The following is a 15,340-nucleotide window of genomic DNA, read 5'->3' on the forward strand; positions in this document are numbered from 1 at the left end:
CCTTACATGTCTGTTTTTAAGCTCTCGTCGCATCTCTCGAAGCGACTTTATTAATTTACCTTATTTTCTCTGCTTTGGCAAGTCTTGCTCTTCGTTCGCAATCTTTTAGAAACGCTTGGACGCGTTGTAATTATTCCTTTGTTTCTATTTCAATCTACCTTTTTCTTTTTGCTTACTTTATTTTTATCCTTACGCTTATTATTCGAGTTTTAATGTTTTTTCTCTTAATTTTAGTACAAAATTTTTCGAAATTTTTTCAAAATAATTCAAAAAACAGTGTTTTGCCTAATTTTTCACTCAAAATGCAAAAAAAGACGTTTATCAAATATAATCATTCGATAAACGTCTCATTTTATATCTTTAGATGATCAATCTTTAGTGTCTATTCATCTTTTTTCTTACGTTTTTCAACGCCAAGTAAACTAATCCAACCTAAACCAGCGAGTAATGTACCAATCAAACCTAGTGTGTGTTTGTGTTCACTACCAGTTTGAGGCAATAAGTCTTGCACGGACTTCGGTTTTGCATTTAATTTGTTAGCTAATTGCTTTCTTTCTGCTTTCCCTATTGTCCTCTTGCCAAATTCAGCGTCTGCTGCCTTAACTGGGCCGTTAGCGCGTTTCTTTCGACCTATAGGCATACCTTCATACTTAGGATTGTTATTAGAGTCATAGCCCTTCTTATTTGCTTTAGAATGATTATGCTTCTTTTTACTTTCCTTATTAGGCTTTGCTGGCTTAGCAGGCTTGTTTGGCTTATCCGGTTTATTTGGTTTGTCAGGTTTATCTGGCTTCGGCTCTGGATTTGGTTTTGGCTTCGGTTGAGGTTCTGGTTCCGGAGTTGGTACTTCATCTTGCTTGTAAGTAATTTCAATATTACTGTCAGCCGTATCTACTGAAACCTTTTCCGCTGCCACCTTACTTTGTGAAGCAGTGTAGCCACTAAACGTTGGAGCAGTATATGCATCCCACTGAGTATTACCATCTACCTTCCACTCACTGTATGTAACTTTGCCAGTAACTTTATCAAACGTTGCAGTTCTAGTAAATGTTACTTTTTGAGTGATAATCAGCTTAGCACCAGAAGGCGTAATGACTGTAATTATTCTAGTTGGAGTCTTAGTCAAAGTATCGAAGTGATCATAGTTCTTACTTGGATCACCTGGCACTGGACCTGTTGGAACATCCCCCGATGGAGTTTCTGGAGTAACAATAATGGTGTCGTGTTCAACCCTTACAGTTACAGTTGGAATGCCATCAGCAGTTGCAACTACTGTCTTAGGAATATCCTGTCCTGAAACAATCTTCCATCCTGCTGGAACTTGTGGATTTACATCTACTGTTTCACCGGTCTTGCCACTAAGCGGAGTTTGCCCTACTTCTTTGCCATCACTATCAACGTAAGAAATCTTCCCCGTTTGAGTGTTGACAGTATAAGTAACAGTGACTTCACTATCCTTATCATTGCCAGTTACTTTCACTTGTTCAACCTTGTTAGGATTTGTGGTATAGCCAGCAACGCCAGACTTAGTAATTGTCTGACCAACTTGCTTGTTACCTTCTTGAGTATCTTCAAATTCAATCGTTAAGGTTGCATCCAAAGTAAACTTAGCCTTTGAAGAAATATTCAGCTTGTAGTTTGGATTTGCTTTTTGCAATACAACGAGCGTGTTGGCATTCAAGTGGGCTTGGTAAGTTCCTGCATCCGTTGGAACTCCGTCAAGTTTCTTACCAGCCGCATCGTACCACGTAAAGTCACTAGCAGTGATTCCTGGGTTTACTAATGGTGTGTTCGTAACCGTACCATTTGCCGTGATCTTCAAGCCATTAACATCGAGATCAGCTGATTTGCCATTATAAGTCTTGCTTTGATCACTACCAGAAATAGTGATATCAGTAATTGCCTTTGGCGTAATTGTGAAGCTTGCCTGGCCTCCTAAATCGTCAGCGGAAATAGTTACATTACCGTTAACTTGCTTCTTCAAGGCATCTTGCAAGTGAGCCAATATTGACTGCTTGTTCAACGTAATGGTGTAAGTACCAGCATTAACTGGTGCGCTGCCAGCATTCCAAATATAATCACCGTCTTGCAGAGCATACGTACTTTCGGTAGTTGAACCTGGAAAAGTAAAGTGAACTAAAATTTGACCATTGCTGTTAACTTGTGCAGTTGTTACAGCTGTACCATCAAATGTCTTTTGGTTAGAGCCATTAAGTTTTGCGTCAGCAGTGGCTGCAGTAACTATGTAGTTAGCTGTTGTCTTAAATGTCCACTTGTAGTTAGCACCATTATTACCAGTTAGTTGCTTAAGCTTTTCTTGACCAGCCTGTGATAATTTAACTTGGTAAGTACCGACATTCGTTGCATTACCAACAATTTGCAAATCGTCAGCAGTTAACTTAAGTGTCTGAGCTTCACCATCAGCGGAGTAAACCGTCGCATCGTAGGTTACGTTGTACTTATTCAAGTTAAGTCCACTTGGTAAGGTTTGCTTAGCATCATAAGTCTTGCTGTCACCACTATTCAGGGTAACAGTAGCTTCGCCCTGGTTAATGGTTAATGTACCCTTAGTAGTTACATCAGCTGCTACTTGTGGGTATGCGTAGTTAGTACCCAAAGCTTTTTCAATGTTAGCCAACCCTTGCGTAGATAATTCCACGTGGTATTCACCGACATTGCCTGGAGTTTGATCAAAGATCAAGTCACCATCTTTAGCAGTGTAGCTTAAAATAGTACTATTAGTACTATTTTTACCATACGTATATTTACAACAACATAATCCTTGCCTGGATCAGGAACATTAACTTGCCAAGTTTGTCCAGCTTCTTTAGGTAGGCTCCATGAACCAGAAATCACTTTAAATCCTGGCGTTGTTGAATCACCTGCTGTTTGACCCATTGCCAATTACCATAAGTAATCGTGTTATTAGCAACATTTAAACTACCAGTCTGGGCATAGAATACCTGTATTTGTGAATCAGGTGCAAATTGTTGACCATTCTTGTCACCACCAGCAATTACATATTTAGCCATTACTGTTCTCGCTTGCTGTTTTACTGGAATATACAAAACAGTATGAACTGGACGGGCTTCATAAACTGAGGCGTTCTCAGTATATGCTAGAGACTCCTTACCCTCACTAGATGTATCTTCCTTATTCCAAGTTGGGTAAACAAATTGGTTTGCTGACCTGGATCGCCGCTCTTATTGTAAGCACTATAAGAAACTTCCTTATTATTTTGAGTAGAAACATCTTTAGTATCTTCTAGACTAGTAGCTTTTTTTATCTTCTGCCTGTTTAGTTGAATTCTGCTCGGTTGAATTTTTGCTAGTCAAAGGATCGGTACCGCTAACTTCTTTTTGAGCAGTAGTATCGTTATCATTCTTATCAGCTGTCGTAGTCTGATCATTTCCAGTATCTGTGGTAGTCTTCTTAGCCGACTCAACCTCTTCTGTTTCTACTGGATCCGTAGTATCCGCATGAACCGTTTGACTTGTATTCATCGTCCACAACAAAGTTGGAAGCAAAACGGAACAAACACCTATGCTTAATTTTCTAATACTAAAACGTTGCTTACCTTCAAAGTCATGTTTATTAAAAGTCATAGCCTCTCAATCCCCTTAAGTTATGTTTTATCTCTAACTTATAGTCTTTCTATTACGCGGTTTTATTCTATTCATCTATTTTAATAACACCTAACATAAATCACAACAAAAAGCAGGCTTAAATTATATGCAAAAAAAATCGTTATTTTAGGTTGTCAGTCACAACAACTAAAATAACGATTTTATTGTGCTCATTTTTTAATTAAATTTAGGAATTAAATTAAACCTGATTCTTTAGTAATCTTCTTCATACCATTCATGTAAGGAACAAGTACATCAGGAACAGTTACTGAACCATCTTCGTTTTGGTAATTTTCCAAAATAGCAGCTACACAACGACCAACAGCCAAACCTGAGCCATTTAAAGTGTGTGCCAAGTGAAGCTTGCCGTCTTCATCACGGTAACGAATTTGTGCACGGCGAGCTTGGAAGTCAGTACAGTTTGAACAACTTGAGATTTCACGGTACTTGTCTTGTGCAGGCATCCAAACTTCAAGGTCGTAAGTCCTAGCACTAGTAAAACTTGCATCCCCAGTTGAAAGAGCAACTACGTGATATGGCAGGCCCAACTTTTGCAATAAGTGTTCCGCATTATGAGTTAACTTCTCGAGTTCATCCCATGATTCGTCAGGCTTACATACCTTAACCATCTCAACCTTACGGAATTCGTGCATTCTAATCAAACCACGAGTATCCCGTCCTGCTGAACCTGCTTCACTTCTGAATGCTGGTGACAATGCAGTAACATTGATTGGCAACTTGTTTTCATGAATAATTTCATTTCTGAAGTAGTTTACCAATGGAACTTCAGCAGTTGGGATCAAAGTTAAGTCACGTGGTTTATCTGGATCGTCATTATCAACGATGGTATAAACATCTTCGTGGAACTTAGGGAATTGACCAGTTCCTTGCATTGATGCATCGTTTACCAAGTATGGTGGGATAATTTCGGTATAACCTTCCTTAGTGTTTTCATCAAGGAAGAAGTTGAAGACAGCACGTTCCAAAAGCGCACCAGCACCGATGTAGTAAACAAAACGTGCACCTGAAACCTTTGAAGCACGGTCCCAGTCTAAGATGCCAAGGTCAGTACCAATATCCCAGTGAGCCTTTGGCTTAAAGTTAAATTCAGTAGTTGGGTGCCACTTACGAACTTCTTCGTTGTAGCTATCGTCCGGACCAATTGGGTCTGAATCAGCTGGGAAGTTAGGCAATCTAAGCAAGATGTAGTTTTGCTTTTCAGTTAATTCCGCAACTTCCTTATCTAAGTCTTTGATTTCCTTACCTACTTCACGCATAGCAGCAATTGCATCGCTAGCATCTTCTTTGTTACGCTTTTTTTCTGCAATTTGCTTAGAAACGTCGTTACGCTTAGCCTTTAATTGTTCACTCTTAGTCAAATCCTTACGACGCTTAGCGTCAATTTCAACTAATTCATCTAATTCTTCTGGCTTAATGCCACGTGTAGCCAATTTCTTCTTTGACCAGTCAAGATTCTCACGAATCACTTTAATATCAAGCATATAAAACCTCCATGATATGCATAAAAAAAGAGCCGACTTATCCCTACACTTGGGACGAATCGGCTCTTACACGGTTTCGCGGTACCACCCAGCTTCAGTCTATCTAGACTGCACCTCTTTACCAGACGAGTAACGACGTCAAACCGTGCAACTATTAATTGCCCACATTATTGAAATCTGGAAGCGACTATGCATTCACTCGCACCAACCGTGAACTCTCTGAAGCAGTCTTAGGATTTCGTGTTTGCATTTATTTTAAGCCATTCTTCTTTTTTGAGCAAATAATATTTTTCTTTAAACGAAAAAAGTGCACTAACTTGTGTGTAATCGACAGTATAAACATACTGAAATCCTAGTGTTTTAAGCAATTTCTGTGATTTTTCATTATCGGCAAAAGTTCCAGCCCAGACTTCTACTTGCTTTTTCTTTTTAAAAGCATAGGTCAAAATCAATCGTAAAGCTTCAGTCATATAGCCGTGACCTTCAAACGACTGATCTAGCAAAAAGCCAACTTCTTTAGTCTTTAATAGGCCACTCTTTTCATCTAAGCCGCGTTCATACAATTCAACCAGACCGATCACTTCATTGTTCTTGCGCAAGCAAACGACATAACTTTCAGGACGCGACATATATTGCTTCACGCCATTAACCGCCTCAGTCAGATTGCGGTATTCCTCAAAGCCAGCCATCTTGTGGTAGCGGGGATTGCCACCCCACTTCAGTAATTGCTGCGCGTCCCTTTCTTCAAAAGGTCTCAAATATATCCTCTTAGATTCAAGCATTAGTTACCCATCAGCTTCAAGAGCCACTTTGCACCAAACTGTAGGCCTATACTATAGGCCGCAATTGTCCATGGCTTACACAAAATAATAATCCAAAAATAAGTCCAAAACTTCATTTTAGTCAATCCTGCTAGCAGGCAAAGCACGTCATCGGGAGCTGCTGGGGCGAGAATACATAATGCAAAGAACCAATTAAATTTATTCTGATTCTCTGTCCACTTCATATATTTATCAAGCGTTTCTTCCGAAACAATATGCAAAATAAAGGGCCGGCCGTAGTGTCTAGCTAAAAAGAAGTTGATAATTGAGCCAATACAAATCCCCACGTAGTTATAAATAAACCCAGCAACTGGGCCAAAGAAGACCACGCCTCCTAATAAAGACACGCCCCCAGGAATAATCGGAATAACTACCTGAACAATTTGAATCAACACGAAAATAATCGGACCAACAATTTGTTTATTAGCCAGATAAGCCCGCATTTTAGCTTGATCGGTAAAGATCCCCAAGCGGTACCAATAAATCACCAGCAACACGATTGCGACTCCACAAACTATAGTTGCAATATTGATTAATTTACGACTAGCCTTAGTCGATAGATGCATTTTCTCGCCTTCCTTCATCGCCTAGTAGTTCAATTTTAACAAAAATCCAGCCCAGATACCGTAAACATGCAAATCTAAAAAAAGTTTTATTATTTTAGCTACTTTGGGCAGATACTATATAATAAAGTTAATAAGTTATTAGAAAGGTAGGCATCTTATGGTTGTAATTAAGAATGATATTGTTTATGACAAGACTAAAGAATTAAAAACGGATATTTACTATCCTAATGATACATCTTCTAATACCAAGATTTTAATCTTCTGGCATGGCGGTGGCTGGTTTAGAGGTAATAAAGAAAGCGTAAAAAATCTAGGTATTCGCTTTGCTAATGCGGGCTTTATGACCTTCATCCCCGACTACTCCTTAGCACCTAAATACCACTTTCCTGCTGCTCATGAAGATGCATTGCACTTTGTCGACTGGCTGTTGAATTCTGAATACACTGATCAAGACGATGTCAAAAACATTGTTCAAATTGGAGCCAGCGTTGGCGGTGAAATGGCAATTGAGGTTGCTGGGAAATACGGTTTCCCTACTGTCACCTGGTCTGCTCCAGTTGAATATTCAAACTGGATTAAAGATCATCAAGATACTAAAGCATCCCCAGATGCCGCTAACGATTTTGGCATTACCGATCCTGAAAAGATCAGACAATCTTTCTACAAGTACTTCACATTAACCTACACAGGTACTGAAGATGAGGCTGTATTACAAAAATTAGACGCTAAGTCATTTGACTATAGCCATCTCAAGCAATTAATGATGATTAATTCCGCAGATGAGTTGACACCACTAGCTACAGTATTGGATTTTGTTAAGTTCTTAGCTGACAAAAACTTAGGCGTACAGCTCCTCGTAATTCCTGGTCACGGTCACGCCATGGCTTATGGTCCCGATTATGTAGACGAATCGCTCGATTTTTTATATCAAACTATTAAGAGACAAGATTAAGTATGATCAACATAGAAAAATTTGTTCAAGCCAGAAAAAAATTAAGGCTATCGCAAACTGAACTTTGCCGCGGCATTTGCACGCAGTCAACCTTAAGTAAGTTTGAAAACAACGGACAGGTACCTTCATTTAAAATTCTTAAGCAGCTTTGTGAACGGATGGATATTGATGTTAGCGATATTATGGACAGCAGTGAGCACAAATATATCGCGCATATCCTGTTTGAAGCGGATTTTGCCTTTATCAATTTTGATTACAGTAAAATTTTTACTTTACTTTCACAAATCAACCCCGAAGTAGACCTAAAACGCCAAACAAATCGGATTCATTATCACTATTTGCGCGGACAATATGCTCTAAGAAGTGATCGCAATCAAATGAGTGCGCTCTTTTATTTCAACAATATCTTGACCACCCAGGAATTGCCTGAAAATGATATTTACCGCTTGTTGGCATTAAATGGTTGTAGTCAAATCTATGCTAAACAAGGTGAAACAGAGAAAGCCGAGCACTATTATAGTCAAGTATTAAAGAACATTATGGACGTCAAGATCGATAATATTTTGACTACAATGCATGCCTTAAGTATTTTATGTGATGCCGGTGAATTCTATGGCGAACGAAAAATGTATCGTGAGTCTAATGCATTGTTGCGCTATGCCTATAAGATTGGCGCTGAGAAGCACGTGATTTTTTACATGGCACGCATCCTACTGCGGCAAGGCATGAATGATATTGATCAGTCAAAAAAGAAAGCAATTGCTATCCAACATTTGCATGATGCCTGTGCTTTTGCCCGAATCAACCGCAACACGATTACGCTAAATCAGGCTAAAAAATTACTAAAAAAATTAAATGACTAACAAAAAATCCCCAAAATGGGGATTTTTTTAGATAATCATGTAACCAGTAACTGGCTTAGCAGGTACTGTATTGAAATCAAAGTTAGCAAGTTTGTCCAGTTCAGTATTACCATCAATAATTGTAGTAACACCTTGAGCAATCATCAGGTTCATCACTTTATCCTTGTCTGGATCCTTAGTGAAGGTTACCAAGACTACAGGCTTATGCAAAGCACGCATGAAACCAATTTCAAAAGCACTACCATCATCTACATTGTCCATGTCATACAAGAAGACGCCACATGTAGAGTTAACTAGACCTTCCAGGTCATTGTTATAAGTGGCAAGGCGCCAAGTCATGCTGCGAATGCCACCAATTTCAGGATTCTTTTCATCCGGATCAACAAAATTTTGATCAAATGGAAAATGCACTCTGACCACTGTCGGATTTTCTTCTAACAAGGCACGAGCCTTATCAACTCTAGCACGTTGATCATCATTGTAAAATGGAGTGCCTAAATAAATCTTAGCAGTTGAAACTTGTTTGTTCATGCTTTTGTCCCTTCAATGTTTAAAACTTACAAAATAAAATTATTTTTCATTTTAGCATGACTTTTTTACAACTAAAAGCACAAATAGCTGTGTTTTCATTGTAAACGCTTTATAATAGAAACATAACTTATTAAAGCTAAACATAAAACTTATTGGAGGAATTATTTTGTCTAGATATCAATCAATTAATCCATATACTAACGAAGAATTTGCAAGCTATGACAATTCTACTGCCGCACAAATTGACGATGCCATTAACTTAGCACACGCTTTATATAAAAAATGGCGTCATGAAAATCCTGAGACCCGCAGTCGTCAATTACACAAGATAGCAGATGCTTTGCGCGAGCATGAAGATGACTTAGCCAAAATGATGACCCTGGAAATGGGAAAGCTTTTGCGCGAATCAAGAGAAGAAGTTGAATTATGTGCTTCAATTTGTGATTACTATGCCAAAAACGGGGTCAAAATGTTGGCTCCTACTCCAATCGAATCAGACTTAGGCAATGCATATTATTTGAAGCAATCAACTGGCGTTATTATGGCTTGTGAACCATGGAATTTCCCACTTTATCAAGTTATTCGGGTCTTCGCTCCTAACTTTATCGTGGGCAACCCAATCTTACTGAAACACGCCCACAATGTTCCAGGTTCTGCTGCTTTAACCGCTAAAATCATTAGACGTGCTGGTGCTCCTGAAGGCAGCTTAATTAACCTTTATCCAACCTATGATCAATTAAGCGATATTATTGCCGATCCTAGAGTTCAAGGCGTTGCATTAACTGGTTCAGAACGTGGCGGTTCAGCTGTTGCCGAAGCTGCTGGTAAAAATTTAAAGAAATCAACCATGGAGCTTGGCGGCAATGACGCATTTATCGTTTTAGATGATGCAGATCCGCAAGTATTGCGTAACGTTTTAGGCGATGCTAGAACTTATAACGATGGCCAGGTATGTACTTCATCCAAGAGAATTATTGTTGAAAAATCTCATTATGAGGAAGTGCTACATACGCTTAAAAACGTCTTTTCTAATCTTAAAGCGGGTGACCCACTTGAAGCCGATACTACCTTGCCACCAATGAATTCCGAACGTGCTAAGGAAAAATTAGAAGCTCAGGTTAAAAAGGCCGTTGACGCAGGAGCCGAGATTTTTTACCAATATCCAGAGATTGATTCTAAAGGTGCCTTCTTCAGACCTGTAATTTTGACTAACATCGACAAAGAAAATCCTATTTATGATGAAGAATTATTTGGCCCTGTAGCAGAAGTCTTTGTAGTTGACGATGATGACGATGCCATTCAGCTTGCAAATGATTCTAGCTATGGCTTAGGTTCATCTGTTATCTCTAACGATATCAAACGTGCTCAAAACGTGGCCGCTCAAATTGAAACTGGTATGACTGTCATCAATGGCCGCTGGATTACCTCTGGTGAATTGCCATTTGGTGGCGTGAAGAAGTCTGGCTACGGTCGTGAATTAAGTGACTTGGGCATGATGGCCTTTGTTAACGAACACTTAGTAATTGATGTTACTAAGAATAATCAATAGTAATTTTTCGATAAAAGAAACAAGTAAATTTATTTTCTTAAATCATTGATAATACTTGACTTTGGGTAGAAAATACGCTGGCAACTTAACCAGCGTATTTCTTTTACTTATTATTAATTCTATTTCTTTTTAAAAAGATTATATCCAGCCAAAATCGTGGTCAACACGCTAGCCAAAATCATAAAGTAAGCTGAAGCCCCAAGAGAAACTGCATATGACATAAGCTGACTCGTCAATTGAGCCAGCACCCCAGTTGAAGCATGTGCTGCGCTTGATATTTGAAAAATCATATAAATCAAAAAGATTGATTCAATCAAAGAAAGGAAGAAGGCCAAAGTCTGACTAGCCTTAGTATTTTTCAAAATATTATAAATAATGAAAATTGGGAACAAGAATAGTAGCAACCAGACAATGTAAAGAATAAGTGCATACCATGATGTCACGCCAGATGAAAGCAAGCGCCCTGCTAAACCGAACAGTACATTGGAAATAGACATTCTCTGCGTGTAAGCCGAGGCACCCGAGTCGGTAAAGAGAACGATTAGACTAACTAAAGCCGTAAAAATAACTGAAATCTGCACGTAATTGAAGTGATGCTTGCGAACATTTTTTATTTCACGTACATGATTTTCAATCCGAGGATATTTTTGCACAAATTCTCGGTTTTTCGCTTTGACTTTACTTTCACGTGCATCCACCCGGTTAAAGACATCGGAACCAATTCGGTCAATCTTTTGCGTTAATCGCTTATCAACCGTATACTGCTCGATCTTATCTTTACGATCACACACAATATAAAGCCAAACCATTAGGGCTAAAAAGCCAGTCCACCCTGCCGCTCTAGAGAAACTCATTAGGATTAAAAGTAAGACTCCCAATAAGAAGACTAAGGTCGCATTTTTCCTAACCCACGCAATCATTCTTTGGACAGTGGTGTTTTGCTTTTCAGGAATAAATTCTTCCCGATAGGCTGCACGGCTGATAATCTTTTCGCCTTCATCTGGTTCTTCAAACTTTGCTTTTTGGTGCTGATCTGTGAAAAAGTCGTCTCGATATTTTTTTAGATTGAAGCCACAGTTTGGACAAATATCATCTGTTTCACTAATTTTATGGCCACAATTTGGACAAGTAGTCATATAAGAATTCCCTTCTTTTTCAATCTGTTAATGATTATTATAACATGGATCGAAATTTGAGAAATAAAACAAAAAAGACCGAACCTTTACGATTCGATCTGAAAAACTATTTATTAATTATTTTTCTTTTTTCTTCTTTTGGCAAACTTATTAAGGTCGATTCCCTCATATGTCAACTTAGTAGCTGCTGACATAGTAATTGGCAAAATGAAGACCAAGATGAGCAAACCAATATCCACGGCTAAGGCAACTTCAATCAAAGTTGGAATACCTGATGGAATCAAGGCTGCAAAAGTACCACCCAAGATAATTGCGGCTGATATAACAACCGTACCAATGATAGCACATGCCTTCAAGATTCTTGAACTTGGAGTAGTGTAGCCTTCAGACTCAAGTTCACGATAACGAGTCATCAGGAAGATACTGTAGTCAACACCCAAAGCGATCAACATAATGAAGCTGAAGAATGGTGTGTTCCAAGTAAGCATTGACTTACCAAGAACTGCTTTAACAATCCATTGATTGATTGAAAGTGAGCAGAGGTAAGCAATAAGCAAAGTCCCAAGAATGTAGATTGGTTGCAAAAGTGAACGAGTTACAAACATCAAGGCAATGCCGATACCGATTAACATAATAGCAGCGGTTCTAAGGAAGTCACCACTAGCAACCGTCTTAGTATCCTTAATCTTTGAACTTTGACCACCCATAGCTACCTTAGCATCCTTCAAGGCAGTACCTTGGAGTGACTTCTTAGCCATAGCACTTAATTCTTGTGCTTTATCAGTAGCTTCAGTTGCACTTGGATTTGAATTGAAGACAACAATAATTTGAGCTGACTTCTTGTCTGGGCTGAGGTAAACATCCATTGACTTCTTGAACATATCGTTCTTCAAGAATTCCTTAGGGATGTAGAAAGTATCAGCGGCAGCTGATGAACCTAAACCTCTGAGGTAGGTTTCACCTTGACCTAAACCACTATTAACAGTGTCAATACCTGAAGTCAATTGTGGAACTTTGCTTGCCAACTTACCAGCACCTGCACTAAGTTGTCCAGCACCTGTGTTAAGTTGACTGATACCTGAAATAAGTTGTGGAGCTTGACCGGCTAATTGACCGATACCACTGTTAAGTTGACTAGCGCCACTAGCAAGAGTACCTAAGCCATTGTTCAAAGTTCCAGCACCATTTGCAAGAGTGCCAAGACCATTGTTCAACGTACCTGCACCGCTTGCAAGAGTACCAAGACCATTATTTAATCGGCCGGCACCATTATTAACTTGGTTTACACCTGCACCAAGGCGACTAGCACCTGATGAAAGTGAACCAAGGCCGTTACTCAATTGACCAGCACCGTTATTAAGCTTTTGTGCACCAGCTACACCTTGTGAAGCAGCGGATTGAACTTGAGTTAAGCCTGAACTTAATTGGTTCAATGCAGTAGCTGCACCTGGAAGGGCCTTGTTTGAAGCTTGGGCTAATTGAGCTACTGCTTGCTTCAATTGTGAAACTTGGCTAGTCATTGATGATAACGAATTAGTATCAATATTGCCTGCAGCAGATGAAGATGAATTCTTAACTTGACCAGAAGCTTGATCACCCACAGCATTTGCTGCTGCCTTGGCAGCTGCTGCTTGGCTAGAATCAATCTTTACACCACTCTTTTCAAGAGCAGCAATAGCTGCATCTCCAGCGGCTGATGAAGCTTGTTTTACAGCACCTGCTGCTTGATCTTTAGCTGAGCTTTCAGCTGCTGAAATCTTGTCACTTAATCCAGATAGTTGTGAAGTTAAACCAGAAATATCTAAGCCACTAACTTGTTGATTCAATTGTTGAATACCACTATTGATTTGTGGCAAAGCAGTTTGAAGTTGGGCAAGTTGTTGCTTGTTAGAGCCACTCAATTGAGTTGAAAGTTGTGAACTCAATTGTTGCAATTGGTTAACCATTTGTTGGGTACCACTTTGCAAACTGTTAGCACCATTCTTCAAACGATTTGCACCGCTAACTAAGCTGCTTGCACCACTTTGCAATGCATGAGTACCACTTTCTAAACGACCTGCACCAGTTTGTAAACGAACAGCGCCGCTTTGTAATTGAACAGCACCACTACGTAAGCGATCAGCACCACTAACTAGTTGGCCTGAACCACTTTGCAGGCGAGTTGCACCACTTTGTAATTGACTAGCACCGTTTTGCAAACGATTAGTACCACTAACTAATTGGCTAGCGCCACTTTGAAGACGACTAGTACCGTTTTGAAGTTGATCAGCACCATCTTTTAAGCTGTTAGCACCGTTAGCAACCTTGTTTGAGCCTTTGCTCAATTTACCCAAACCTGAACGAGCTTGATCAACACCGTCGTTAACCGTGTTTAATTGATTGTTGACATAAAGCATATCAATTGGTTCGCCGTAAGGTTCTGTAACAGATGTCGCAAATGAAACATCTTTTGAAGCTTGAAGTTGCTTAGTCACTTGATCAATTAACTTCAAATTTTCTTCATTGTCTAATCTATGCTTGCTTTGAATGTACAAGTATGATGGTTCAGCCATCCCTTTAGAGAAGTGCTTTTGTACTATCAACAAACCTTGCTTAGATGGAACTGAATCTGCAATTTCATCAGTGTCATCGTAGTTCAAGTGACCTGAGTACATTAACATGAATGGCACAACAACAACTGCTAACACAACCAAGTAAATAATTGGATGCTTCAATGTGGCAGATGAAATACCATGCCATAACTTGTCATCACTTTCACCAATAAATTTCTTAACTGGCCAGAACATTTTCTTACCAAGCGTAGCCATAAAGAATGGGTTGAGTGTTAAAAGCACTACCAATAAAACAGCAACGCCGACCGCAACACCAACAGCTGATTGGTAAACGGAGAATTTAGCTAAACTTAAAGCAGTAAAACCAATTAAGATGGATGAACCTGAGTAAAGAATTGTTTTACCAGCATTGCGCAAAGCGTCATGCATGGCTTTATACTTGTCCATCCCTTTTCCTAGATTTTCTTTAAACTTGTCATACAGCAAAATGTTGTAGTCGGTACCGATACCGAAGAGCACGATAACCATAAACACTTGCGTAAAGTTTGAAAATGGGAAATTGGCGCTTTTAACTAAATTAGTAACAATTGAGAAGGAAGTAAGGAATGAAACACCAACTGTCAACAATGAAATAAGTGGAACAATTGGTGACTTAAATACGATAACCAAAACAATAAAGATAAAGACAACTGTAATGGCTTCAGTCTTCTTAATTCCCTCTTGAATTGAGGCGGAGAAGTCGTGCTGCAAGACATCCGCACCCGTTACATAAGTACGAAGCCCTTGCGTTTTCGCGGCCTTGTTCATTTCGTTATAAACTTTTTCAATCGTGCCATGACTCTTAGCCACATTAAATTGTGCTACCCAAGTCGTGCCATCTTTTGATTGAAGTTTCTTTCTTGTAGCAATATTGGAATCTGGAAGTAATGAATCCTTGATTCCGTACTTGCCTTTATCATTAGTGAACTTATCAAGCGTATTATTAATAGCCTGTTTATCGGCATCAGTTAGCTTGCCACTCTTTTTGTTAAAAACAAGTGCTACTGCATAAGTGTTTTTCTTTTTCGAGCCCCAATTGTTCTCTATTGATTGTGCCACATTGCTTTGCACATTACTTGGCAACGTAATGTTAGAGTGATCATTAGTCAGCTGCGTAATGTTAGGCAAAGCAACAACGGAAATAATCAATATTAAAATCCACGCAATCAGTTCGAAAACATGGTTCTTCAGAAATTTCTGCAC

12 protein-coding genes are annotated in these 15,340 nt (G+C 39.2%); 3 read left to right on the plus strand and 9 right to left on the minus strand.

Translation table 11 applies throughout. From position 1 onward, the window contains the following. Positions 1-382 precede the first annotated feature (382 nt). The 6 genes from CP363_RS10720 to CP363_RS04505 form a co-directional block, all read right to left on the minus strand. Positions 383-2,701 (minus strand): MBG domain-containing protein, encoded by a 2,319-nt coding sequence (locus CP363_RS10720; RefSeq protein WP_233187130.1) that lies wholly within the window; start codon positions 2,699-2,701, stop codon positions 383-385. Positions 2,702-2,852: 151 nt separating this feature from the next. After that, a complete protein-coding gene (locus CP363_RS10930) occupies positions 2,853-3,032 on the minus strand; it encodes a hypothetical protein (RefSeq protein ID WP_233187131.1) in 180 nt (59 codons plus the stop codon). Positions 3,033-3,269: 237 nt separating this feature from the next. Then, entirely contained in the window at positions 3,270-3,605 is a 336-nt protein-coding gene (locus tag CP363_RS04490) for a YSIRK-type signal peptide-containing protein (protein WP_232785577.1), read from the minus strand. Positions 3,606-3,820: 215 nt separating this feature from the next. Continuing rightward, positions 3,821-5,128, minus strand: a complete 1,308-nt coding sequence (gene serS, locus CP363_RS04495; RefSeq protein WP_098035890.1) for a serine--tRNA ligase — start codon at positions 5,126-5,128, stop codon at positions 3,821-3,823. A gap of 230 nt (positions 5,129-5,358) precedes the next feature. Then, entirely contained in the window at positions 5,359-5,910 is a 552-nt protein-coding gene (locus CP363_RS04500; protein WP_005727319.1) for a GNAT family N-acetyltransferase, read from the minus strand. Then, positions 5,910-6,515, minus strand: a complete 606-nt coding sequence (locus tag CP363_RS04505; protein WP_005722611.1) for a TVP38/TMEM64 family protein — start codon at positions 6,513-6,515, stop codon at positions 5,910-5,912. Before CP363_RS04505 ends, CP363_RS04500 begins: the two co-directional genes overlap by 1 nt. Positions 6,516-6,672: 157 nt before the next feature. On the opposite strand from CP363_RS04505, the gene CP363_RS04510 reads away from it, so the two are divergent. Beyond that, positions 6,673-7,467 (plus strand): alpha/beta hydrolase, encoded by a 795-nt coding sequence (locus CP363_RS04510; RefSeq protein WP_061205190.1) that lies wholly within the window; start codon positions 6,673-6,675, stop codon positions 7,465-7,467. 2 nt (positions 7,468-7,469) lie between these two features. Then, complete coding sequence (locus CP363_RS04515; protein WP_057726973.1) at positions 7,470-8,330, plus strand: helix-turn-helix domain-containing protein; 861 nt, start codon at positions 7,470-7,472, stop codon at positions 8,328-8,330. Positions 8,331-8,357: 27 nt separating this feature from the next. Here CP363_RS04515 and CP363_RS04520 read toward each other — a convergent pair whose 3' ends face one another. Further along, positions 8,358-8,861, minus strand: coding sequence for a nucleoside 2-deoxyribosyltransferase (locus tag CP363_RS04520; RefSeq protein ID WP_089146058.1), 504 nt, complete (start codon positions 8,859-8,861; stop codon positions 8,358-8,360). Positions 8,862-9,027: 166 nt separating this feature from the next. Here CP363_RS04520 and CP363_RS04525 point away from each other — a divergent pair, with 166 nt between their 5' ends. Then, positions 9,028-10,410, plus strand: a complete 1,383-nt coding sequence (locus tag CP363_RS04525) for an NAD-dependent succinate-semialdehyde dehydrogenase (protein WP_061205187.1) — start codon at positions 9,028-9,030, stop codon at positions 10,408-10,410. 119 nt (positions 10,411-10,529) lie between these two features. Here the strand turns inward: CP363_RS04525 and CP363_RS04530 are convergent, their stop codons facing one another. Both CP363_RS04530 and CP363_RS04535 read right to left on the minus strand, forming a co-directional pair. Continuing rightward, the gene (locus CP363_RS04530; protein WP_005727326.1) at positions 10,530-11,546 is read right to left on the minus strand and encodes a zinc ribbon domain-containing protein; all 1,017 of its coding nucleotides are present in this window, start codon (positions 11,544-11,546) and stop codon (positions 10,530-10,532) included. 113 nt (positions 11,547-11,659) lie between these two features. Beyond that, positions 11,660-15,340, minus strand: a complete 3,681-nt coding sequence (locus CP363_RS04535) for an MMPL family transporter (RefSeq protein ID WP_098035891.1) — start codon at positions 15,338-15,340, stop codon at positions 11,660-11,662.

Source organism: Lactobacillus sp. UMNPBX12, assembly GCF_002553955.1.
Lineage (GTDB): Bacteria > Bacillota > Bacilli > Lactobacillales > Lactobacillaceae > Lactobacillus > Lactobacillus crispatus.